Origin of the sequence: Sorangium sp. So ce375 (assembly GCF_051473855.1) — a bacterium.
GTDB lineage: Bacteria > Myxococcota_A > Polyangia > Polyangiales > Polyangiaceae > Sorangium.
On the sequence record NZ_CP150335.1, the window covers coordinates 2,378,535 to 2,401,499 of the forward strand.

Annotated in this window: 20 protein-coding genes; 10 read left to right on the plus strand and 10 right to left on the minus strand. The window is 72.1% G+C overall.

Annotation, left to right across the window (positions count from 1 at the left end; all coding sequences use genetic code 11):
- Positions 1–123: 123 nt before the first annotated feature.
- Both ftsZ and dnaJ read left to right on the plus strand, forming a co-directional pair.
- Positions 124–1,395 (plus strand): cell division protein FtsZ, encoded by a 1,272-nt coding sequence (gene ftsZ / locus WME90_RS09095; protein ID WP_437280688.1) that lies wholly within the window; start codon positions 124–126, stop codon positions 1,393–1,395.
- A gap of 151 nt (positions 1,396–1,546) precedes the next feature.
- Positions 1,547–2,632 carry a molecular chaperone DnaJ gene (gene dnaJ, locus WME90_RS09100; protein ID WP_437280689.1) on the plus strand — a complete coding sequence of 362 codons (1,086 nt, stop codon included), beginning with the start codon at positions 1,547–1,549 and terminating at the stop codon, positions 2,630–2,632.
- Positions 2,633–2,780: 148 nt separating this feature from the next.
- Here the strand turns inward: dnaJ and WME90_RS09105 are convergent, their stop codons facing one another.
- From WME90_RS09105 to WME90_RS09125, 5 genes are all read right to left on the minus strand, one after another.
- Positions 2,781–3,947 (minus strand): PrsW family intramembrane metalloprotease, encoded by a 1,167-nt coding sequence (locus WME90_RS09105; RefSeq protein WP_437280690.1) that lies wholly within the window; start codon positions 3,945–3,947, stop codon positions 2,781–2,783.
- Positions 3,948–3,987: 40 nt separating this feature from the next.
- Positions 3,988–4,872: a hypothetical protein gene (locus WME90_RS09110; RefSeq protein WP_437280691.1), complete on the minus strand. Its 885-nt coding sequence runs from the start codon at positions 4,870–4,872 to the stop codon at positions 3,988–3,990.
- Complete coding sequence (locus tag WME90_RS09115; RefSeq protein WP_437280692.1) at positions 4,869–5,108, minus strand: DNA gyrase inhibitor YacG; 240 nt, start codon at positions 5,106–5,108, stop codon at positions 4,869–4,871. The genes WME90_RS09110 and WME90_RS09115 overlap by 4 nt, the downstream gene beginning before the upstream one ends.
- Before the next feature lie 125 nt (positions 5,109–5,233).
- Complete coding sequence (locus tag WME90_RS09120) at positions 5,234–6,658, minus strand: trypsin-like peptidase domain-containing protein (RefSeq protein ID WP_437280693.1); 1,425 nt, start codon at positions 6,656–6,658, stop codon at positions 5,234–5,236.
- A 123-nt stretch (positions 6,659–6,781) separates the two neighbouring features.
- The gene (locus tag WME90_RS09125; protein WP_437280694.1) at positions 6,782–7,807 is read right to left on the minus strand and encodes a hypothetical protein; all 1,026 of its coding nucleotides are present in this window, start codon (positions 7,805–7,807) and stop codon (positions 6,782–6,784) included.
- 123 nt (positions 7,808–7,930) lie between these two features.
- Between WME90_RS09125 and tsaB the strand changes: the two genes are divergently transcribed.
- The 5 genes from tsaB (at position 7,931) to recO (ending at position 11,985) form a co-directional block, all read left to right on the plus strand.
- Positions 7,931–8,746, plus strand: coding sequence for a tRNA (adenosine(37)-N6)-threonylcarbamoyltransferase complex dimerization subunit type 1 TsaB (tsaB, locus tag WME90_RS09130; RefSeq protein ID WP_437280695.1), 816 nt, complete (start codon positions 7,931–7,933; stop codon positions 8,744–8,746).
- Positions 8,743–9,591: a Crp/Fnr family transcriptional regulator gene (locus WME90_RS09135; protein ID WP_437280696.1), complete on the plus strand. Its 849-nt coding sequence runs from the start codon at positions 8,743–8,745 to the stop codon at positions 9,589–9,591. Before tsaB ends, WME90_RS09135 begins: the two co-directional genes overlap by 4 nt.
- A gap of 216 nt (positions 9,592–9,807) precedes the next feature.
- The gene (locus WME90_RS09140) at positions 9,808–10,665 is read left to right on the plus strand and encodes a tetratricopeptide repeat protein (protein WP_437280697.1); all 858 of its coding nucleotides are present in this window, start codon (positions 9,808–9,810) and stop codon (positions 10,663–10,665) included.
- 106 nt (positions 10,666–10,771) lie between these two features.
- Complete coding sequence (locus WME90_RS09145) at positions 10,772–11,206, plus strand: helix-turn-helix domain-containing protein (RefSeq protein WP_437280698.1); 435 nt, start codon at positions 10,772–10,774, stop codon at positions 11,204–11,206.
- 59 nt (positions 11,207–11,265) lie between these two features.
- The gene (gene recO / locus WME90_RS09150) at positions 11,266–11,985 is read left to right on the plus strand and encodes a DNA repair protein RecO (protein WP_437280699.1); all 720 of its coding nucleotides are present in this window, start codon (positions 11,266–11,268) and stop codon (positions 11,983–11,985) included.
- A 24-nt stretch (positions 11,986–12,009) separates the two neighbouring features.
- Here recO and WME90_RS09155 read toward each other — a convergent pair whose 3' ends face one another.
- Complete coding sequence (locus tag WME90_RS09155; RefSeq protein ID WP_437280700.1) at positions 12,010–13,182, minus strand: hypothetical protein; 1,173 nt, start codon at positions 13,180–13,182, stop codon at positions 12,010–12,012.
- A 271-nt stretch (positions 13,183–13,453) separates the two neighbouring features.
- On the opposite strand from WME90_RS09155, the gene WME90_RS09160 reads away from it, so the two are divergent.
- Positions 13,454–13,834, plus strand: coding sequence for a hypothetical protein (locus WME90_RS09160; RefSeq protein WP_437280701.1), 381 nt, complete (start codon positions 13,454–13,456; stop codon positions 13,832–13,834).
- Positions 13,835–13,978: 144 nt separating this feature from the next.
- Entirely contained in the window at positions 13,979–14,881 is a 903-nt protein-coding gene (hemH, locus tag WME90_RS09165; RefSeq protein ID WP_437280702.1) for a ferrochelatase, read from the plus strand.
- A gap of 16 nt (positions 14,882–14,897) precedes the next feature.
- Here the strand turns inward: hemH and WME90_RS09170 are convergent, their stop codons facing one another.
- Positions 14,898–15,713, minus strand: coding sequence for an SDR family oxidoreductase (locus WME90_RS09170; protein ID WP_437280703.1), 816 nt, complete (start codon positions 15,711–15,713; stop codon positions 14,898–14,900).
- Positions 15,714–15,960: 247 nt separating this feature from the next.
- Here WME90_RS09170 and WME90_RS09175 point away from each other — a divergent pair, with 247 nt between their 5' ends.
- Positions 15,961–18,774 (plus strand): tetratricopeptide repeat protein, encoded by a 2,814-nt coding sequence (locus WME90_RS09175; protein ID WP_437280704.1) that lies wholly within the window; start codon positions 15,961–15,963, stop codon positions 18,772–18,774.
- A gap of 384 nt (positions 18,775–19,158) precedes the next feature.
- Here the strand turns inward: WME90_RS09175 and WME90_RS09180 are convergent, their stop codons facing one another.
- Genes WME90_RS09180 through WME90_RS09190 form a run of 3 tightly spaced genes read right to left on the minus strand, consistent with a single transcriptional unit; the run spans position 19,159 to position 22,569 of the window.
- Positions 19,159–20,127, minus strand: coding sequence for a hypothetical protein (locus tag WME90_RS09180; RefSeq protein WP_437280705.1), 969 nt, complete (start codon positions 20,125–20,127; stop codon positions 19,159–19,161).
- Complete coding sequence (locus WME90_RS09185) at positions 20,127–21,428, minus strand: DUF3696 domain-containing protein (protein ID WP_437280706.1); 1,302 nt, start codon at positions 21,426–21,428, stop codon at positions 20,127–20,129. The genes WME90_RS09180 and WME90_RS09185 overlap by 1 nt, the downstream gene beginning before the upstream one ends.
- On the minus strand, positions 21,418–22,569 hold the full coding sequence (locus WME90_RS09190; RefSeq protein ID WP_437280707.1) for a DUF262 domain-containing protein: 1,152 nt from the start codon (positions 22,567–22,569) through the stop codon (positions 21,418–21,420). The genes WME90_RS09185 and WME90_RS09190 overlap by 11 nt, the downstream gene beginning before the upstream one ends.
- Between the last annotated feature and the right edge of the window lie 396 nt (positions 22,570–22,965).

Sequence of the window (22,965 nt, forward strand, 5' to 3'; positions counted from 1 at the left end):
GCGCCCCTCTGAACGCCGTCCGGAGCGAGGACGTCCTCGCGCATTTAGGGTTCCGAGCAGCTCGACCTTCGCGGGGGTCGGCGCCGGGCCGAGCGGCTAGCTGTACATCCCCGGGAGGAGTTCATGAGTTTCTCCATCGAGTTTGCCGACGAGCACACCGGGTACGACGCCCGGATCAAGGTCATCGGTTGTGGCGGTTCTGGCGGCAATGCAGTCAACACGATGATCAACTTCGGCCTCGAGGGCGTGGAGTTCATCGTCGTCAACACCGACGCCCAGGCGCTCGGATCGAGCCTCGCGCCGACCAAGCTCCACATCGGGGCGAGCGTCACGCGCGGACTCGGCGCGGGCGCCGATCCCGAGAAGGGCCGCAAGGCGGCGCTCGAGGACGTGACGCGGGTGAAGGAGTGCCTCCAGGGCGCGGACATGGTGTTCGTCACCGCGGGGATGGGCGGCGGCACGGGCACGGGCGCCGCGCCGGTCATCGCGCAGCTCGCGCGCGAGGAGGGCTGCCTGACCGTCGGCGTCGTGACGAAGCCGTTCTTCTTCGAGGGCAAGCAGCGCTCACGCCGCGCCGAACTCGGCCTCGCGATGCTCGCGGAGCACGTCGACACGCTCATCACGATCCCGAACCAGAAGCTCCTCTCGCTAGGCGACGAGGACCTCTCGTTCGTCGAGGCGTTCCGCAAGGCGGACGAGGTCCTCTATCAGGCGATCAAGGGCATCAGCGATCTCATCACGCAGAACGGGATCGTGAACGTCGACTTCGCGGACGTGAAGACGGTGATGTCGAACATGGGCCGCGCGCTCATGGGCACCGGCTGCGCGAAGGGGCAGGGCCGCGCTCGCCTCGCCGCCGAGATGGCCGTCAGCTCGCCGCTGCTCGACGACATCTCGGTCGAGGGCGCGACGGGCGTGCTCATCAACATCGTCGGCGGCCCCGACATGCGGATGCGCGAGATCGAGGAGGCCGCGACGCTCGTGCAGGAGCAGGCGCACGAGGACGCGAACATCATCTTCGGCGCGACGATCGACGAGAACATGGGCGAGATGATCAAGGTCACGGTCATCGCGACCGGCTTCGATCACCTCGTCGCCGAGGTCCCGCAGCAGCTCGCGAGCGCCGCGCAGCCGCGCGCCACCGCGCACTCCATCGGGGCGTCGCTCGCCGCGGCGGCGGGCGGGCCGATGTCGGGCCGCTCTGCCCCGAGCGCTCCTCCCATGCCCATGACGCAGCGCCAGCCGCACCGGCACGAAGAGGTCGCGTATCCGGCCACGCGCCGGCCCGCGCCGCAGGTGCAGACGGCGGGCGGCGGACCGCGCGACCGCGCGAGCTTCGTCCCGCCGCTCGACTCCGACTGGGACACCCCCGCGTTCCAGCGCCGGGGCCAGTAGCAGCGTCGCAGCCAGCGCGGAAGACCTCTCGGTGCACGGCCACCGCGAGCGTTCACGCTGTATTACGCGTTGACAGGCGCGCGCGACGACTTATGGTCTGCCGGCGCCTGTGCCCGCTGTCGGGCAGGATCGACGCGGCGGTCCACGATTCATGAGTGAAAAGCGCGACTTCTACGAAGTTCTTGGCCTCGCGCGAGACGCGACGCCTGACGACATTCGCAAGGCCTATCGTCAGGCTGCGTTGAAGAACCATCCGGACCGGAACCCCGGCGACGCGTCGGCGGAGGCCCGCTTCAAAGAGGCCACCGAGGCGTACCAGGTCCTCTCCGATGAGGAGAAGCGCAGGCGGTACGACCAGTTCGGGCACGCCGGTCTCGAGGGGATCGGCGGCGCGGCCGACAGCGACATCTTCTCCCACTTCCAGGACATCTTCTCGGAGTTCTTCGGCGGCTTCGGCGGCGGGCAGCGCCGGCGGCGCGGGCCGGCGCGCGGCCAGGACATCCGGGTTCAGCAGCGGCTCTCGCTGCGGGACGCCTTGCTCGGCTGCAAGCGGGAGGTCGTCCTTCGCACGCCGGTGGCGTGCGAGGAGTGCTCCGGCTCGGGCGCGAAGCCGGGTACCAAGCGCAAGCCGTGCGGTACATGCGGCGGCGCCGGACAGGTCTCGACCTCGCGCGGCTTCGTGATGTTCACCCAGACTTGCCCTGAGTGCTCGGGCGAGGGGTCGGTCATCAAGACGCCGTGCGGCGTCTGCAAGGGGTTCGGGGCGGTCGAGAAGACGCGGAAGGTCCTCGTCAGCTTCCCGGCCGGCATCGACGGCGGCCAGCGGCTCCGGGTGCCGAGCCAGGGCATGCCGGGCGCGCAGGGCGCGCCGCCCGGAGATCTGTACGTCGACGTCGATCTCGCCGCGGACGAGCGCTTTGAGCGCGACGGGCTCGATCTCATCACGCGGGCGCCCATCTCCTTCGCGGACGCGGCGCTCGGCAGCACGGTCAAGATCGACCTGCCGGACGACACGGTGGTCGACGTCGAGGTCCCGGCGGGCGTGCAGCCCGGCGAGGTGATCTCGGTCAAGGGCAAGGGCGCGCCCCGCATCGACGGTCGCGGGCGCGGAGCGCTCCAGGTCGTCATCCAGGTCGAGGTGCCGCGGAACCTGTCGCCTGCAGCGCAGGAGCTGCTCCGCAGGTTCCAGGACGAGGTGGCCAAGCACCAGCCAGCAGCGAAGGCGGCGACCGCGTAGCGCTTGTCGCGTGCGCTCTGGCCAGCCGCCAGGGCGATCGAGGCGGAGCTGCACGAGGACGACGGCTCTGGGCCGGCCGCTCTCGCACGCGGCGCGCGCGCTCAGCAAACCAGCGGGATCTGGCGCCGGGCGCGAGCCTGCGCCGCGTTCACCGCGTCGTGCCGATCCAGGCGCCCGCGCACGCGAGGCTGAAGGCGATCGGGGCGAGCGCGGCCGCGAACACGACGGCGACGGGCGCCGCGAGGCCGAGCAGCACAAGAGAGCCCAGGATCGCGAGCGCCGCCGACGCGGCCGGCTCAAGGACGCTGCCCGTCGACGAGGCCCGGGCGACGAGGTAGCCAGCGAAAGGAAAGGCCGCGATCGCCCCCGCGACCAGCAGCAGGAGCGGCGCCGCCGCGGCGGTCGAGGCGTCGCCGCGGTCCACCGCCGCGAAGTCGACGCCGAAGCGGTGGCCGAGCGCGACCGCGAGCGCGAGCGTGGTCGTCATCACCCCGACCGTGACGAGCGCGCCGAAGGCGATCCAGGTGAGCGTCACCGGCCGTTCGGTTCGCCTCAGCGCCTCGCGCAGCGTGCCGAGCGACGGCGGCGCGATGCGGGGAAGGAAGCGGCGCTCCCTGCGCTGGGAGCTGTGCGGCGACGCGCCTCGGCGGAGCAGATCGCGCGCGGCAAGAAACGCCGCGAGGCCTGTGCCGAGGAGCACCGGCGCCGCGATGAAGAGCGCGACCGGCTGGCACGCGAAGACGATGTAGTCGTACGCGCCGTTGAGCAGCATCGCGCCGAGCCACGCGGCGTTGAAGCGGCGGCCGCCCAGCGGCCGCGTGCGCTCGCGGCCCAGCGCGTAGCCCCAGAGCGAGGCGAAGAAGAGGTGCGCCGGCACGGCGAGGAGGGCCCGCAGGATGTCGATCGACGGCAGCGGCCGGCCCCACAGGTACACGGCGTTGTGGGCCGACACGAACCCGAGCGCCGCGGCGGCGGCGTACACGAGCCCATCGAACGGCTCGTCCACGGCGCGCAGCCGGGCCATCGGCGCCACCGCGGCCACCTTGAGCCCCTGCTCCAGCGGCGCCGCCACCACGAAGATGTAGATGAGCGTGACGGCGTCGAGCGCGCTGGCGGTCTTGTCGACGCCTTGCCAGCGCTGGAGGAAGCCCTCGATGAGCAGCGCCGGCACGAACGCGAGCGCGCCGAGCAGCGCCGTCCCCACCGCGAACCGGCGCCTGCCATAGAGGCGCTGCGACCCGACGAGGAGCGCGGCCAGCCCCCCGAGCGGCGCGGCGACGGTGACGAGCCAGAGGAGCGCGGCGGCGGCGTTCATGGGCGCGAGGGGAGGGGCCGTGGAGCGGGCTTCGCTGCGGCTAGAAGTGGAGCCCGGCGACCGCGGTCAGGGCCAGCGCCGAGCCCACGCTGGAGCCCTCGGCCGCGAGCAGATCGGCCTTGGCCTGCTGAGGTGCCGCGGCTCCGCTCCTGATCTCCTCGATCGCGGCCGAGGAGAGCCCCGGTCGGGTGAGCGCCAGGAGCTCCCAGCTCGCGTTCGCGCCGAGCGAAAAGACCGGCGACAGGTAGAGGTCGAGCCCTCCGGAGATCCTTCCGTAGAAGCCGCGGATCGCGATGGCGTCGGCTGCGCCGCTCACCGCGCTCTTGACGCTGCCGAGGCCGGCGTAGCCGAAGCCCAGATCGACGTGCGGGTCGAGCTTGCCGAGCGGCAGGTGCATGCCGACCTCGCCGCCGAGGCGGAAGAGCTGCCAGTCGCTGAAGAGCCCGACCCGTCCGCGGGCGCCCAGCGTGAAGTACAGGAGCCGGACCCCGACGCCGGCGCCGATGACACCCCCGTTCGCCGCGCTCGAGACGAACCCGGCCGTGAAGTTGTCCTCGTCGATGTTGAACGTCTGGAGACCGACGTTCTCGTAACCTCCCTCGACGTTCAGCCAGACGATTTCGAGCCCGCGCCCCGAATCCCGCTCCTTGGCCTCGTCGAGGCGCTGCTCCGTGCCGCCGTCCGGCGAGGCGGGCTCCGGTTCGGGCGCGGTCATCGGAGGGGGCGGCGCCAACCCTCCGGCCTGCATCGACGGATCGTACGGGCTCGGCTGCGCGGCCGCGGCGCCGGCGGGCGATGTGGCGCCGGCGCCGCCGCTCGGCGAGGTCCCCGGGAGCGGCGGCGGCCCCTGCTGCGCCGCGGCGGCGGACGACACGGAGACCGACGTGAGCACGGTGAGCAAGCAAAGCGCGCGACGAGCGATCATTCGTCCTCTTCCTGGATGTTGCCGTCGAGCCCGTCTGTCCGCACCTTCGACTCCAGGATCTCGTCGTCCCCTGTCGATGAAACGGGTGGGCCAGGCATCCGGTAGCCCCCCTCGAGCCAGCGGCCGAGGTCCACCAGCTTGCACTGAGGCGAGCAGAACGGAAAGGCCGGGTTCTCGGGCCTGGGCCCCGCCGACTTGCGGCAAATCGGGCACGTCGCGCCTGCCGAAGCTCCCATGCGGCGTAACGTAGCAGCGTCCCCCGCGGGCATGTAGCCCGCGCTCGGCGGGCATGTCGACGTGAGGCAGGGGGATGCCGCCCGCGCTCCGCGCGCCGACCCGAGCTCGCAGCAGCGACGCCCGCTCAGCGCGCCGGGACCGCGAGGTAGCGGGGCGATCCGTGGCGTCGCACCCGCAACAGGAGATCCTTGTGTCCCGCCGCGCCCAGGCGCGCGGTCAGGTCGGCGCCGCCACGCACCGGCGCGCCGTTCAGGTCGAGCACCACGTCGCCCACCTCGAGGTTGCCGGCCACAGGGCTCCGAGGCGCGATCGACTCGATGCGCGCCCCTCCCATCGCGTCGCTCGCCAGCACGCCGAACGGCGGCTGTTCGGCGTCCCTCGGCGCGCGCTCGTCCGGCGCGAGCCGGCTCGGCGGCGGCTCGTGGAGGGCCGACCGATCGAGGGTCACCGTCGCGCGCCGGTCCGCGCCGTCGCGCTTGTAGGTGAGCTCCACCTCGTCTCCCGGCTTTGTCCTCCGGAGCATGCGCGCGAGCTCGCGCGCGTGCTCGACGCGGCGCCCCTCGACCGACGTGATCACGTCGCCCGGCTTGAACCCCATCCGCGACCCGGGGCCCTCCGGCTCGACCTCCGTGATCAGCGCGCCCATCCGGCCTGGCAGCCGGAGCACCCGCGCGAGCTGGTGGGTCACCTCCTGGAAGCTGATGCCGAGGCGCCCTCGGTCCACGCGCCCCGTCTCCCGCAGCTCGGGGAGGATCTCCAGGACCTCGTCGATCGGCAGGGCGAAGCTGATGCCGCGGCCATCGGCGTGGATCGCCGTCGCGATGCCGATCACCCGCCCCGCCGCGTCGAAGAGCGGCCCGCCGCTGTTTCCAGGGTTGATGGCGGCGTCGGTCTGGAGGAAGCCGTCGAGGCTCCCCGTGCCCATGGGCCTCGACGTTGCGCTGATGATGCCCCGGGTCACCGTCGGTCCGAGCCCGAACGGGCTCCCGAACACGATGACGCCGTCGCCTGGCCGGACCGGAGCGCTCGAGCCCAGGGCGGCGACCTTCAGCGACCCCGCGCCGATCAGCTTCAGCAGCGCCACGTCGAGCGTCGCATCTCGCCCGACCACGGTCGCCTTGAAGGAGCGCTCGTCCGAGAGCTGCACCTCGATGCCGAACGCGTCGCCAATCACGTGATCGCTCGTCATCACGAGCCCTTCCTCGGCGATCACGAACCCTGATCCGATCGCCCGCTCCACCCGCTGCGCACCGCCCTCGAACAGGGGCGTCGGGCTCGCGCGCCCGTCCGGGAACGACGGCGCGCGCAGGGTGGTGATGGTCACCACCACCGGCCGCACCTGCTCGACAAGCGCAGGCAGCGGCACCGCGCCGCGGGCCGCTGGCGGCTCGGGAGGCGCGTCGACGCGCAGCATCGAGCACGGCGCGCTCGCCTCGCCGCGCGGCGCCGCAGGGGGTGAGAGCGCGGCTGCCCGGTCGCCGCAGGCAGCGAGCGGCGCGGCTCCGAGGATCCCGACACACGCCCATGCGCCAGCGCGGAGCCGTCCCACGCGCCGGACGTAGAGCCTCGAGGCGAGACCGCAAGAGCGCGACGACCGCTCGCTGGAGAGCGCGCCGGCCGCAGCGGCGCGGTGGTCCGGACGAGGCGGCGCACGCGCCTGCGCGCTGGCCGCTCAGCCCGGCGGCGGCGCGCCGCGCGCGACCTCCGTGCGCACCACCTGGACGACGACCTCCACCAGGCGACCGCCGGGCTGCGCGAACGACGCCTTTCCGCGGCCTCCTTCGAAGCGCCACGCCAGATCGGCAGGAGCGCCTGTCTCTCCAGCGTCGACGCCTACGCGGACGACGGCGCTCACCTCCAGCGTCTGCTTGCCAGCCGTCACGGCGCCCCTCGCGACGGCGAACGTCCCGCCGCCGAGCAGCGCGATCGTCCGTTTTGCGAGGTTGCTCAGGTGTCGCGCGGGCGGCTCATTCGCCTCATTCGCCTCATTCGCCTCCGGTTCCGGACGCCACGCCGTGATGTGCCCGACGTCGTCGATGTCGATCACGAAGCGCGCCTTCCCCGCGCTTCCCGGCGGGAGCGTTGCCCAGATCGGATCCGCCTGGCAGGCGGGCGGAATGGCCCTCGTGAAGGCGCGCCCGAGGTTGCGCGCCGCGCTCACGCCGGCCGCTCCGAAGTCGCCCTCTCCGTCCTCGCCGGCGCCGGCGCTCGTCCGCGCGGCGGCGGAGCGCGCCGGTGGGCCGGCTTCCCCGTCCGCCGCGGGCCCTGGGCGTCTCTCCGCGGGTCGGGGCGTCGCCTTGGGGCGAGGCGTCGCCTTCGGCTGAGGCGCTGCCTGGCTGCGCGGCGCGGCCGTCATGGGCGGCGCCGGCTCGCCGCCGACCTCTGCGCTGCGCTCTGCAGGCGCCGCAGGCCGGGCGGCATCGGTCGGAGCGCGCGCCGGCGGCGCGCTCGTCGGCCCGCCGGTCTCGTCGCGCCCGTCGCGCTCGCTGCGAGCGTCGCTCGGGCGCGCGGCGCCGCCGCTGCTGCCCGGCAGCGCGGCCGTGAGCCCGGTCCAGAGATCGATCGGCTCGCGCTCCGCCGGCGGCGAGGCGGGAACGCTGGCGGACACCTCGGGCGATAGCCGCGCCGATCCCCAGGCGCCCAGGTGGACGAGCGCCGATACGAGGAGCGCCGGCAGCATCGCTCGTTGATCGCGCATCGGCTCGCACCCGCCCTTCGACCCAGTCGGACGGGCAGCGGCCCAGCGCCTCGCCGAAGCTCGTTGCCCTCCTCCCGAGGTTCTGCCAGACAGCACCGCGGCTGCAACGTTCCCGAGCGCGCCTTGAAGCTCCTCGCCCTCTCGACCTCGACCCCGCGCGGCAGCGCCGCCCTCTTCGACGCAGCGGACGTGGATCTCCACGCCGCGACGGCGTCGCGCGGCGCCCTCTCGACCGCCGGCCCCGCCGCGGCGCCGGCCGCCGGCGCGCGGCTGCTCGCGGCGACGACCTACGCCGATCTGCACGGGCACGCAGAGCGCATCTTCGGGGCCGTCGACGAGGTGCTCGCCGCGGCGGGCCTCCCGGCCGCGGCGATCCAGGCGCTCGGCTGCGACGTGGGGCCCGGCTCGTTCACCGGGGTCCGGGTGGCGGTCGCGGCGGCCAAGGGCGTCGCGCTCGCGCTCGACGTCCCGATCGCCGGCGTCACCTCGCTGGAGGCGATGGCCGCCGCCGCCTTCGCCGGAGGCGCGGCGAGCCCCGGCGATCTGCTGGTCCCGCTGATCGACGCCAAGAAGGGCGAGGTCTTCCTCGCCGCGTTCGACGGGCCCGCGCTGGCGCCTTCGATCCCGCCGCGACACCTGCCGCGCGACGCGGCGTTCGATGTCATCGCCGAGCTCGCCGCGGGGCGCCGGATCGTCGTGGTCGGCGCCGTCGCCGAGGAGATCGAGGCGCTCCGGCCGCTCGCCGCGCGGGGCGACGCGCTGGATTTCCCCGACGCAGCATGGATCGGACGCCTCGCGATCGACCGGCTCCGGGCCGCCGCCGCGGGCGGCGAGCGCGGGCGAGCGGAGGCTCCGTTCGACCCGGAGCTCCTCGAGCCGCTCTATGTGCGCGCGCCGGACGCGAAGCCGGCCGAGCTGGGATACACTCCGCCCCGATGATCAGCCCGCCTGAAGGGGACGGCGCCGCGCCCGACGCGGAGCGCGAGGCCTCGAGCCCCAGCGACGCAGAGCGCGCCCCGCCGCCCGTCGTGGCAGCGGAGCCTGCGCGCTCCCGCTCCGTCCCAGCCGCGCCGCCCGCCGACCCGGAGGCGCTCGCCGCCCGCGTGGAGCCGGCCGAGTCGGGGCCCGATCCCGAGCGGCTCCGCGCCCGGTTTGGCCGTCCGTTCGAGGCGGGCGACGTCATCTTCCGCGAGGGGGAGCCCGGGACCGAGGCGTACCTCCTGGAGGAGGGGCGGGTCCGGCTCATCAAGAAGGTCCGCGGCGCCGAGCGCAGCCTGATGGTCCTGAAGCCCGGCGATCTGTTCGGCGAATCCGCGCTCCTCGGCGGCGCGGCGCGCTCGTCGACGGCGATCGCGCTGTCCCGCGGGGTCGCGCTCGCGCTCGATCAGGGCACGCTGCAGAACCTCGTCGAGCGCAACCCGGGCGTCGCGATGCGCATCATCAAGCAGCTCGTCGGTCGGCTCCGCGACGCGGAGGACCAGATCGAGATCATGATGCTCACCGACACGCAGTCGAAGGTGGTGAACGCGCTCCTCAAGCTTGCGCAGCAGTCGCGCGCCGCGAGCGGCGCCCCCTCGAACGGCGCCTCGTTCGCGATCTCGCCCATGGAGCTGTCCACCCGCGTCGGCCTCGACGTCGACACGGTGAAGCGCGCCGTGCAGCAGCTCCGTGAGGGCCAGTACCTGCGCGTCGCGGACGAGCGCCTCGAGATCCCCGATATCGAGGCGCTCCGGCGGTTGTTCGGCCTGCTGGGTCTCAAGGACGAGATCCGCGGTGAACAGTGACGACCAGGAATCGCCTGCGCACTCATCCTACGCCGCCCTGACACCTGCTGGAAGACGAATCGGGATCCCGAGGACGCGCCGCGTCTTCTCGCGAGATTCGCTGGTTGACGTGACAGGCGGCCTGGTTTACTCAGGGGTCCCCGCAGGGCAGACGACGTTTCGCCCCGACGATGTGCCGCGCTGCGGCATCGTTCAGCAGCGGATTCAAGATCGCACATGACCTCGCAGCGACACAGGACAGCAGCGACCCGCGCGGGGTGCATCCGCAGCGCGGTCGCTGTCGTGTCGGTGGGGTCGCTGTTGTCGCTATCGCCGCTCGCGCTCGCGGCGTGCGGCGGCGCGCAGCCCGCTGCGCAGTCGAGCGATGCGCGGTCGATCGCGGAGTACGATCTCGCGCGCGACGCGTTCCAGCGCAGCCGCCTGCGCGAGGCGCTGGCGCACGTCGAGGAGGCGCTCTCGCTCGACGAGGACAACGCCGAGGCGGCCTATCTGGGCGCGTTGATCCTGCTCGGCTTCTGCGCGGGCGACGCTCACTCCAGCGATTGCCGCTTCGACAGCGCCGAGAAGATGGCGCGGCGGGCCCTCGAGGCCAACCCGGAGATGCGGGACGCGAAGAACGTGCTGGGCGTCATCCTCGTGCATCAGCGGCGCTACGACGAGGCGATCGCGGTGCTCAAGCCGCTCACCGAGGACATCCTCTACGCCTCGCCGGAGAAATCGTGGGGTAACCTCGGCTGGGCGTACCTGCTCAAGGGCAGGAACGACGAGGCGATCGACGCGCTACGCCGCGCGGTCGCCGCGCAGCCGCTCTTCTGCGTGGGGCAGTACCGGCTCGGCCTGGCCTACGAGAAGCGGGGCGAGCTCGATCTGGCGCGCGAGGCGCTGACCAGGGCGGTCGAGACCGACCAGCCGGAGTGTACGCGGCTGCAGGACGCGTTCGATGCGCGCGCCCGCATCGCCGAGAGGAGAGGGCTCGTGGACGACGCGCGCGCCGATCTCGAGCGGTGCCGGGAGATCGACGCGACGACGCCGGTAGGGCAGCGCTGTGCTGCACAGTTACAGACGTTGCAATAGCGCCTCGGCGCGCCTCTCCAAGAAGTACCTCGGGGCGCGCTAGGGGGTTGAGCAACGGTTCTCAGGGTGAGTAGAGTGACGACCGAATGACGATGGGTGGAATGGGATGGAGTCGATCGGACGCTACCTGAGACGCACGCGTGAGGCCCGAGCCATGAGCGTGGAGGAAGTCTCCCGCGCCACGCGCATCCCTGTGATCTCCATCGAGCGAATCGAGGCAGATCATTTCGACGACCTGCCTGGCGAGGTGTTCGTTCGCGGGTTCTTGAAGGCGTACGCTCGCGCGGTCTCGCTCCCGATGGAGGAGGTGCTGGCCCGATACACGGCGAGCCGCCGGATCGCGCTCGTGACACCCCTGCCCATCGCGGCGCCCGCGCGCCGCACGCAGAGCAGGCGCTTCGGGGTCGCGATAGCGTTCGTGCTCCTGCTCATCCTGTTCACGCTCGCGCTCAGCATTGTGCTCCGGCCCCGCGGCCACGACATGCCGCCGGAGCTCTCGGAGGGTACCCTCGCGAGGGCGAGTACCTTCCTCTCGGCCTGAGGGCCAAATTTTCGCCGCGCGCTCGCCGCGGTTCGCGCTGTCACCCTCCGCACCCTGCCATGCCTCGCTCGGTTCGCCCGCGGACGGAGCGCCTTCGGACCGGGGCGCTCCTGGTCCGGCGTGTCCCTTTCGGAGAAGCCGACCTCCTGGTCGGGCTCTTCACCGAGCAGGGCGGGCTCATCTCCGCCACGGCGCGTGGCGCGCGCCGCTCGTCCAAGCGCTTCCCGGCGCTCGAGCCGATGCACCTGCTCCGCGTGACCCTGGAGATCCGTCCGGGGGCCGATCTCGCTCAGCTCACCGAGGCTGCGATCGAGCGCCCGCGTCTGCGTCTGGCGGGGGATCTCGAGCGCCTCGAGGTGGCCGGGCGCGCGCTGCGCTGGGTGCGGGAGATCGCTCCGGCGCACACCGCCGAGCAGGCGGCGTGGCGTGAGCTGAACCAGCTGCTCGACCGCCTCGACGAGGTGTCCTCGGCCCCTCCCCAGGCGTTGCTGGCGGAGACCGGCTTGCGCCTGCTCGTCGCTTTCGGCTGGGGCCTCGAGCTCGCGCAGTGCGTCCGTTGCGGGCGCGCCTGCGACACGACGCAGTCGGCCTGTGTCGACCCGGCGCGGGGTGGTCTCGTGTGCCGGGCCTGTGGCGGCGGCCCTGTCGTGTTGCGCCCGGAGCCGAGGGAGCGGCTGCTGGCAGCGATGTTAGGCGGCGCGCCGATCCCGGAAGAGGACGTCCCGCTCGCGCTCGATCTGGTGGAGGGCGCGCTCACCGCACACGCCAGCGGCAGCTGAGCGAGCGACGGCGCTTCTCGCGGTTCAGGCCACGGCTTTCCAGAAGCGGCTCACGGCGCGCGGGGCGTCCGGCGAACCCTCGATCTCCACGTAGGGCCTGCCGGGGGCGGTGCGAGGGAACGAGAAGCTCCCGGTGTTGGCGTAGCCGTCGCCGAGCGCTTCCCGGTGCGTGTGGCCGAAGACGACAAGCTTCGCGCCGGTCGTCCTCGCCACGCGGCTGGCGCTCTCGGCCAGCCGCTCCGCGACCGTGCCGGCGTAGCGGTTGTGCCCGCTCGCCCAGCTCACGCCCATCAGCAATGCGCCGAGCCCGACCGCTGCGGCGCCGGTTCCCCGCGCGCCGAGCCCGAGCGCCGCGATCCCGGCGCCCATCGACAAGGTCGCGATCACGCGATCGAAGTAGAGCCGCGTGAACGTGCGCGCCGCGCTCTCGAGCGTCGGCGTGGCCGCGAGCCCGAGGAGATCGTCGGCCATCGCGCGCGGCACGCTGAGCTCGTGCGCGAACCGCTCCACCGCCGCGGCCCCCACCGTCGCCTCGCCTCCCGCGCGGTAGAGCGGACCGCTCTTCAACATCGCGCCGATCGCCGCATGGAAGTAGCGGTAGATGACGTAGGGCGCGCGAGGGCCGTACCAGGTGAACGCCGACAGGAACAAGCTGAGCGGCGTCTGGTCGTTCGCCTGCAGATACCGGTGCGCGCCGGTCGGCGCGATGAACTCCTCGACGAAGTGAACGCCGAGGCTGCGTTCGCCGACCACGAGCGGGTGAGCCGGGGCGTTGTCCGGATCGTACAGGTGGCCGTGCTCGAGGTGGATGGCCCCCTCGCGAAAGAACCACGGCGTCGTCCGGATCCGCGACCGGGCCTCGCCGACCACCCCGAGCGCCTCCGCCAGCGCCACGGGGAAGTCGGGCGCTCCGACCTCGGCGTCGTGATTGCCACCCGCCAGCCAGAGCTCACCATCTCGGTCGAGGTGCTCGGCGAGCGCGGCCCTCGCGATCGGATGCGCGGACAGCGCCTCGCGCAGCGCGCGCGGACGGGGCATCCAGGGCGACTCGGAGGAGAGATCGAACAGATCGCCCGCGACAACGATGCGCGCTCCCCTGTGGGCCTCCACGAACCGGGCAAGGTCGGCGGTCACGTCGCGCGGCGTCTGGCGCACGAGGTGGAGATCGGCGAGCACGACCGTGCGGCGCTGCGTCATAACCCTCCCTATTCATCACGTCCGTCCAAGCGCTGCAACTCGCCGCCTGCCGCGCGATCTCGGCGGGCGAGCATGGAGAGAGCCTTCCAGCGAGCTCAGCGCTGCCCTGTCACCGCTGGCACCGTCTCATCGCGGCCCGCTGACGCCGTCGCGGAGCGGCCCCGTGCCGCCGTCGCGGCACCGCCCTGTCCCGGGCTCGACGCCCGCACCGCCGCGTCCCATGCAAGCGTGCATGGAAGGCTCGGCGCGGACGCGACCCTTGGCCCAGCGGGTGAACGGCGGACTGCTTGCAGAGATCACCCGCGCCCTGAGGGGCAAGGACATCGAGGCCCTCTCCCGGGTCTATGCGGAGGACGCTGTGATCGAGGAGGTGAGCGGCCGCGATCCGCCGGCCCACCCCAGCGTCACCAGCGGGAGGCAAGCGATCATGGAGCGGCTCAAGAGCGAGCTCTTCCGCGATCCGGTCTCGGGCTGGGAGCGTCAGCTGGACTCGACCGAGATCCTGGACGGAATCGAGACCGACGATGGGCTGGCCTTCATGGAGGTGCGCATCTACGAAGCCGGCGATCGGGTCGTCGCGCAGCACCTGGCCCGCAAGAAGAACGGCCTCATCGACCATGACCGCGTCGTCGTCGCCTGGGACGCGAAGTGAGCCGCCGCCAGCGAGCGGCGGCGCCGCCCTGGTGAGCCACCGAAAGCGAGGCCCGTCCCCTCGAACGCCGGCGAGGGCAGCGCTGCTCCGCGCGCGGGCCATAGGACCGCGCTGCTCCGCGCGTGGGCGATGTAAAGTGGCGCCGTGACCAACGCCGTCCTCCTCAGCTGCCACGGCACCGTCGAGCGGATCGAAGATCTGCCCGGGTTCCTCGCCAACATCCGCCGCGGCCGGCCGGCCCCGCCGGAGCTTGTCGACGAGGTGCGCCGCCGCTTCCAGGCGATCGGCGGCTCGCCGCTGATGCGCATCACGCAGGCCCAGGCGGACGCGCTCGCCGCTCGGCTCGGTCTCCCGGTCGCGATCGCCGGGCGCCTCTGGCACCCGTATCCGGCGGAGGTGCTCGGAGCGCTGCACAGGAGCGGCGTGAGGCGCGTCGTCTCGCTGCCGCTCGCGCCGCAGTCCGTCGACGTCTACCACGCCGTCGTCCGCGACGCGGCCGCCGAGCTCGACGGCATGGAGGTCCGGTGCGTGCCACCGTGGGGGCTCGAGCCGGCGCTGATCGACGCCTTCGTCGAGGTGATCGACGAGGCGCTCGCGCGCTTCCCCGAGGAGAGCCGGGCGAAGGCGGCGGTGATCCTCTCGGCCCACAGCCTCCCGCAGCGGATCATCGCCGCCGGAGATCCGTACGAGCGCCAGTTCCGCGCGATGGCCGCCGAGGTGGAGCGCCGCATCGCCTCCCGCGGGAACCCGGTGCTCGTCGCCTTCCAGAGCCAGGGCATGACCGGCGACGCCTGGCTCGGTCCGGATCTGCGATCGACGTTCGACGGCCTCGCCGCGCGCGGCGTGCGAGAGGCGCTGATCGCGCCGATCGGCTTCGTCGCGGATCACGTCGAGACGCTCTACGATCTCGACGTGGAGGCGCACGTGCTCGCCCGGGAGGCAGGCCTCGCCCGGCTGGAGCGGGCGCCGGCCGTGAACGCGCGGCCGCGCTTCATCGACGCCCTGGAAGCGCTCGTCCGGCGCGAGCTCGCGCAGGCCGCCCCGTAAGCGGCGCCGCGCCGGCTCAGCGCTCGCTGACGCGGCGCTTGCGCGGGAGCCTCGACGCGGTCGCGCGGAGGAGCCCCGGGGCGTGCCTCGAGAGCGACACCGCGAGCTTCCCGTGGGCGGTGACGATCACCTCGGCGCGCCGCGCGACGATGCCGTCCATGATCTGCCGCGCCGCCGTGTGCGCCGGCATGACGAGCCAGCGCGGCACGGGATCCGTGGCGCCCTCGTGCAGGTTGCCTGCGTTGTCGATCTGGCGGATCTCGCTCGCCACGTACCCTGGCGCGACGTGCGTCACCGCGACGCCGTCGGCGTGGAGCTCCGCGCGCAGCGTCTCGGCGAGGGCGCGCACCGCGAACTTGCTCATCGTGTAGGCGCCCACCCCGGGGACCGCGAGGTAGCCGCTCACGCTGCCGACGAGCGCGACGCCGCCGCGCGATCGCTTGAGCTCCGGCAGCGCGGCCTTCACGGTGCGCAGCGCGCCGAAGACGTTGGTCTCGAGCTGCCGGCGGAAATCGTCCAGCGTGAGGTCCTCGACGCGCCCCGCCACGCTGAACCCGGCGTTCGCGATGGCGATGTCGAGCCGCCCGAACACCTCGCTCGCCTGCGCGACGGCGCGCTCCACGTCGCCGTCGCGCGTGACGTCGCACGGGGCCGCGAGCGCCTCGCCGCCGGACCGCCGGATCTCCGTCGCGAGCGCGTCGATCCGCTCGGACCGTCGCGCCGCGAGGACGACCCGGCCGCCGCGCTGGGCGACCTCCCGGGCCAGGGCCTCGCCGATGCCCGAGGACGCGCCCGTGATGAGAACGACCTGCCCGGCGAGATTGCTTGCCATGGACGCCCGCATACCACGATCGCGGGAGCGCGCGACCTGGCACGCCCTCGCGCCGTCGCGCATGCTCGGCCTCTCGCCGCTCGGTTGCGCCGGTGGCGTCAGCTACGATGGCCTTGCCCGGCTCGACCGGGCGCCACTTCTCAGCGTAGGTTTGCGTTCGTTTGCGTTCGTTTGCGTTCGTCTGCGTTCGTTTACGTACGGTTGTGCACGAACACGAATGGGTGCGCACGGTTGCGCACGGGGTGACATGCGAAGCCACTCGATCCGCCGCTCTCTTGCCGCTCTCCTCGTTGCCGCCGCCTGCGCGGCCCCCGCGCTCGCCTCCGGCGAGCCGCCTCCCTCGCTCTCGCGCGCGGAGGCGCTCGTCGCGCAGGGCGACTACGCGGGCGCCGAGAAGATCGTCGTCGCGCTCCAGGGCGGGCAGGAGCGCGCCGCGGCGCTGCTCGCGAAGGCGCGGATCGAGCTGCTCACCGGCCGCTACGACGACGCGGCGAAGACGGCGAAGGCGGCCGCCGCGCTCGGCAAAGAAGCGCGGATCGCCGCCGCGCCGCTCCGGGCCGAGGCGCTCGCGCGCCGCGGGAAGATGGCGGAGGCTATCGCGGCGGCGCGCGAGGTGGAGCGGGAGGACGAGGCCCGCCGCGCGCGGCTCGTGCTCGGCGAGCTCCTGATCCAGTCGGGCAAGCGGGGCGAGGCCCGCGCGCCGCTGATGACGATCATCGACGACTACAACGACGACAAGATCACCGCGGGCGACGCGGAGGGGCTGTCGCTGGTCGGGCGCGCGGCGCACCTGCTCCGGAGCGCGCGCGACGCGAACGACGCGTTCAACGCGGCCGAGAAGGTCGGCGGCAAGCAGCGGGTCGAGACGTTGCTCTGGCGGGCCGAGCTGTTCCTCGACAAATACGATCCCGGCCACGCCGGGCAGGTCGTGAAGGAGGCGCTCAAGCTCGCCCCGAAGGACCCGCTCTCCCGCGTCGCCATGGCGCGCATCAAGCTCGAGAACGCGATGGACTTCGGCGGCGCCGACAGCGAGGTCGCGCAGGCGCTCTCCGTGAACCCGAACCTCGCCGAGGCCTATTTCGTTCGCGCCGGGCTCGCGCTCCGCGACATGGACATCGACGCCGCGGACGCAGCGGCAGACCGCGGGCTCAAGGTGAACCCGAACGACCTCGCGCTGCTCTCGATCAAGGCGGCGGGCCGCTTCCTCGCCGACGACGCGGCCGGCTTCGAGGCCATCAAGGCGAAGGTGCTCGGCCTGAACCCGCAGTTCTCGCGGTTCTTCCAGATCGTCGGCGAGTTCGCGGAGTGGGAGCACCGCTACGACGACATCGTCAAGATGATGGGGGAGGCGACGCAGGTCGATCCGGACGACGCGAAGGCGCACGCCACGCTCGGGCTGAACCTGATCCGCGCCGGCGACGAGAAGAGCGGCGTGCTCTCGCTCCAGCAGGCGTGGGACAAGGACCGCTTCAACGTGCGGGTCTTCAACACGCTGAACCTCTACGAGAAGGACATCGCGACGCAGTACGTGACCGTCGACGGCCAGACGTTCCGCGTCCGCTACTCCAAGCAGGAGCGGGCGATCCTCGAGCGGTACGTGCCGCGCATGCTCGAGGAGGCCTGGGGCTCGATGGTGAAGCGCTACGGCTTCACGCCGAAGGTCCCCGTCTCGATCGAGCTCTACGCGTCGACGGAGAACTTCAGCGTCAGGACGAGCGGCCTGCCCAACGTGGGCATCCAGGGCGTCTGCTTCGGCCAGACGCTCGCGGCGCTGAGCCCGGCGGCGGCGGAGTTCAACTGGGGGAACGTGCTGTGGCACGAGCTCGGGCACGTCTTCGCGATCCAGCTCTCGAAGAACCACGTCCCGCGCTGGTTCACCGAGGGGCTCAGCGAGTACGAGACGATCGTGCGGCGGCCGGAGTGGCACCGCGAGGAAGATCCGGCGCTGTTCGCCGCCCTGAAGGGGGGGAGGATCCCGGCGGTCGACGGGTTCAACCGGGCCTTCACGCACGTCGACAGCATCGAGGACGTGACGATGGCCTACTTCGCGGCGAGCCAGATCGTGGTCTTCATGGTGGACGAGTTCGGCTTTCCGAAGGTCGTCTCGATGCTGCCCCGGTGGGCCGCGGGCAAGCGGACGCCGGAGGTGGTGAAGGAGTCCCTGGGGATCAGCGCGGAGGAGCTCGATCGGCGCTTCCGCGCGTGGCTGAAGCCGCGCCTCGAGCGCTACGAGAAGCAGTACGTCCCGGATCTTCACGCGCCGCCGCTCGACGAGGCGCGCAAGGCGGCGGCGAGCGCCCCGAAGGACGCGAGGCGGTTCGTCGAGCTCGCGCTCGCGCTGTTCGAGGACGGTCAGCGCCAGGAGGGCGAGGCGGTGCTCGCGGAGGCGCTCCGCATCGACCCGAAGCAGCCCGACGCGATCTACATCAAGGTGCGGGCGGCCTTCGCCGAGAAGAAGCACGACGAGGCGGCGAGGCTCTTGAGCAAGATGATCGCGGACGGTCACGACGGCTACGTCGTGCGGATGAAGCTCGCCGATCTCGCCGAGCTGAAGAAGGACGCGGCGAAGATGAAGGCGAACCTCGAGGCGGCGTCGCGCCAGGATCCCACGCAGGCCGAGCCGCTCCAGGGGCTCTACGACCTCGCGCACCGGCAGAAGGACGCCGCGGGCGAGCTCTCGGCGCTGCGCCGGCTCGCGCTCCTCGATCAGCACGATCGCCGCGTCTGGCGGCGGCTTCTCCGGCTGCTCGTGGAGCGCGGCGCGTGGGAGGAGGCGCGCAAGGTCGGCGAGAGCGCGATCTTCGTCGACGTGGCGAACCCGGAGATCCACCGGCTCTATGCGCGGGCGCTGGCGCGCACGGGGCGGCACGTGTCGGCGATCTACGAGCTGAACAGCGCGCTCCTGTCCGGGTCGAAGCCCGGGGACGCGGCGGAGATCTACGGGGAGCTCGCCAAGGCGTACGCGAAGATGAAGCGGGACGACTATGCGAAGCAGGCGCTCGAGTACCAGAAGTCGATGCGGGGCGCGTCGCCGCCTGCGCCGCGGGCGATGCCGGACTGAGGCTCGGGGGCTCGCGGGCTCGGGGCGCGAGGCGAGGGGAGGGCGGAGATCCTGGGGGCACGCGCCGGAGGGGATCTCCGCGCGGCAGGGCGCGGGTGGGCGCTCGGCCATCCGCCGAGGCTGGGGCGGGGGAGCTTGCGCATGCACCACCGCCCGGCATGTCTCCCTTCGGGCCATGCCACCTGGGACGTTTCGTCGCGCGCCACACAAGGCGCGCCTGAGACGTGGAGCCAGCAGGGACCTTATGGCACCTCGGTCGGTGCTGGATCGCGCCCACCCGCACCCTGCCGCGCGGAGACCCCCTCCGGCGCTCACGTGGTGCCGGCTCGGACCGCCGTGCGCGGGATGAGCGTCGCGCCTCAGAGCGCGCGCGGTCGTGCGCAATCAGCGCTTGCCGCTGGGCAAGAGCAGGTGCTCGCCGCAATGGCCCACGTAGACGACGTGCCGGCCTTCCACGACCTCCGTCCAGACGTGGATGCGCGTGCTGGCGCCGGGCTTCGCGTGCATGTCGAAGTACTGTTCACCCCGGCCGGGGACGACGAACGTACGCTGCCGCTTGCAGGTGGGGCTGCGGGAGACCTCACCGCTCTCCCGGGACATCGGGACGCCGCTCGCCTTGTGGTAACGCTCGGCGGCCAGCTCGCGGGAGAGCCCTTCGTCGAGCGCCGCGGCGTAGATGGCGAGGTCGACCAAGGCGCGGAACAGGGCGCCCTCCGGGCAGTCGAGGTTCCACTTCCGCGCGGCGTCACGGGCTCGCGGGAGGACGATGAGCCGGCTCTCGTGCCGCGCAGCGGCCTCGAGCGTCGCGAGGGCGCCGGCGAGCCCGCGGGTCGCCAGCTCGCCCAGCCGGCTGAGCGCCTCGGCGCTGCTCCTGAAGTTGTCGACCTCGGCGATCGCGTCGCCCTGCGTGAAGCGGTACCTGGGCTGCGAGAGGTCGGAGCGAGGATCGAAGGACAGGACCCACGGAACCGCGGAGGCGGCCGAGAGCGCATGCGCGGCGAGGTGCCGCACCGCCTCGCGCCGCCACGGAGGCTCGGGAGGGAGCGCGGGATCGTCCGAGAGCAGGGAGACATCTCGCTCCAGCGGGAGATCGGTCACGAACGGGCCGCTCAACAGCCGGAGCAGCAGCGCGCTGAGCGTACGGCGATCCGCTTCGGCGTCGTTGCGGTGCTGGTTGGCCCACTCGACGAACGGACCGCCGCCGGTGGCCTGCAGCGTGAGCTCCGGGTGCACGTGCATCGGATCTCCCCCGAGGCGTCGCTGCACGTCCTGCAGCGCGACGGCCACCGGGCCGAGGTCGGTGCGGTGGGCCATCCCGTCGACGAAATCGTGGTTCAACAACACGACCGGCATCAGCGGAGGAGCTCCGCGAGATCGATGGCCGCCTGATCGAAGAAGCCGGGCGGCCAGCGCAGCGCGCGTCCTTGCGCGTTCAGCTCGATCTCCTGCACCACCGTCCGGCCAGCCTCCTGGCTGAAGAAGCTGAGGGCGACGTCTTCCGGCGGCAGCCCCTCCTTGACGGCGAGCTGCATGGCCGTGACGAGGTGCTCGCTGTGGGTCTCGATCACGACCTGCCTCCCCTTGCGGGCGAGCTCGATGAACAAGCTCGCCAGGCGGTGCTGCGCGCCGGGGTGGAGGTGCGCCTCGGGCGTCTCGATGAGGAGCAGATCGCCGGGTCGGGAGACGAGGCACGCCGTGACGATCGGCAGCGCCTGCGAGAGCCCGAGCCCGACCTGCCCGAGCCCGAGCCGCTCGGCGGAGGGCGTGTCGATGGCCAGCGTGAAGCCGAGGCGCGCGGGCGCGTCGATCTGGAGGGCGAAGCTGCCGTCGAAGAGGTGGGACCACCACGCGTTGACCGCCGAGAGGATCGGCGCTCCCGCATCGTCGCGCGGCTGCCCCGGGACGGTGATGTCAGTCCGCTGCGTGCGATGCCGGAACAGGAGCTCGGCCGTGTGCTCCCCGTACCGGCCGAGCGGCGGGCCGGCCAGCGACGTGCGCGGGGTGTAGAGCGGCTGCGGCGGAGAGCGGAAGGGACCGACGTATTGCGTGCGCGAGGCATCGAGCGGCGAGGGATGGATGCCGATCAGAGGCCGATTCCCTTGGCTTGCACGCCCGACATCGAGCTGCTCCGGTTCTGCGAGGGTCAAGGCGACGAACGCACCAGGATCGGCGAACACGGCCTTGCCGGCGGCTTGGCCCTGGGACCTTTCGGTGGGATCGTCACCCTCCCACTGGAAGCCTGTCACACGGCGCTCGACGCGCCCCGCACTTCGCTCGAACGCGTAGGTGAGCGAGAAGAGGGGGACCGATGTGAGCGCGGAGTCCTCACCCTCCCGCGGCTCGAACTCCCAAACCGCATCGACAGCGCGATCCTCCGGCGTGGTTCCGGTGAGGCCGATGCGGAACCGGCGCTGGTCAGTCGGCGAGCCCGCGCTCACCACTTCGTCGAACCGTCCGAGATCGCACCAAGCGCCGCTCAGCAGCAGCGAGTCGGCGCTCGACGCCTGCGCGGACTGAACGAGCGCGAGCAGCGCCTGGATGACGGAGCTCTTCCCTGCGTTGTTGGGCCCCGCGAGGATCGTCAGCGGGGCGAAGCGCACGGCCGTCGGCTGCTCGAACGAGCGGAAGCCCTCGAGCAGCACGCTACGCAACATGAGCGAGCTCCTTCATCCAGAGGTCGAGCCGCGTTCGAACGGAGCTCGTCGACTGCGTGGCGAAGGTGATCGAGTCGCGGAACGCCTCCTCGCCGGAGATCGCCCGAAAGCGATCCCGAACGGCCTTGAGCTTTCTGGGAGGCAAGGGGTTCCCTGCAGGGAAGAAGCGATCGAAGCCGGCCACAGTGACCTCGACGAGCGGGCCGTTGAGCTGCCGCGCCCACGAGCCGTCCGAGGGCTTGTAACGGCAGAAAGCGTGATCCTCGAAGACGGCCTTCGTGTGAGCGAGGGCGTTCTTCAGCCTGCGCTCCAGCGCGTCGCGTTCTTCTTCCGTCGAGGCGTTCAGCCGCTTGAGCTCGTCGTTAAGGAAGCTCTTCAGCTCCCCGGGGTAGTGGTCGACCCCGAGATCGAGCAGGGCGATGGCGCGGAGCACGAGCTCATCCGCCCGCATGCGTCTGTAAGCCCGGCTCGGGCCGGCGACATCGCGGAACGAACCGGGCGATGCGTCGTTCGCTAGGCGCTTGATGAAGTCGAGGCCGGGCCCTCGGTAGAGGCAGTTGCGGATCTCCTGGGCATTGAGCGCAACGGCCCCTTCGTTCACGCGCTCGAAGATCTGGAACTTCACCTGCTCATCCGTGCCCGGCTGGATGATGAAACAGGTGAGCGGCGTGTTCTCGAACCGGCGCTGCACCTTGCCGTCGAGATCCTTGAAGTGCTTCTTGTTGAGCTCCGGGAGCAGCTTGAGCCCGCTCAGGCGGAACTCTCCGTCGAGGAAGCTGAAGAGCGTGGTGAGGCGCTGCTGGCCGTCGATGACGAGCGTCTCCTCCTCGTTCTCCTCGGAGAGGTAGAACACCGGCAACGGGAGGCGCATGAGCACGGACTCGACGAGCTTGACCTTGCGCCAGTAATCCCAAACGAACTCCCGCTGGAAGTCCGGATCGAGGCGGAGCACCCCGTTCTTCCAGCTCCGGTGCAGCTCGAAGATCGAGCGCTCGACCTTGGAAATCTGAAGCGGCCAGCTGGCGGGTTGCCGAGGCTGCGTCTCGTCTGGCGACGGTTCCTCTTCCTTCTCGAGGAGATCGTCCTCCTGACCCGCGAAGGGGTCACCGAGCTCCCGGTCCAGCACGTGCGCCGTCGTCATGGCGCATCTTGTCGTCGCGTGAGGCACGATGACAAGCCGCCGGTCGAGGCCCTCGCGCGTGGTGTCGTGCGCAGGCTTCGGCCAGCCTGGGAGACGCCTGATGGGCGGGGGGTACTACCGCCGGTCATCGGGCGCGCCATTCGCGTCTCCTAGTTCTGTCCGCTGCATGATCCTCGCCCACCGGCGGATCGGATGCGGTTCTGAGGAAGCAGCCGGGAGCCGCCGGCGGATCGGAAGCGGTTCCGAGGAAGCAGCCGGGAGCTGTCGGTGGACCGGAGACGGTTCCGAGGAAGCAGCCGGGAGCCGCCGGCGGATCGGAAGCGGTTCCGAGGAAGCAGCCGGGAGCCGCCGGCGGACCGGAAGCGGTTCGGAGGAAGCAGCCGGGAGCTGTCGGTG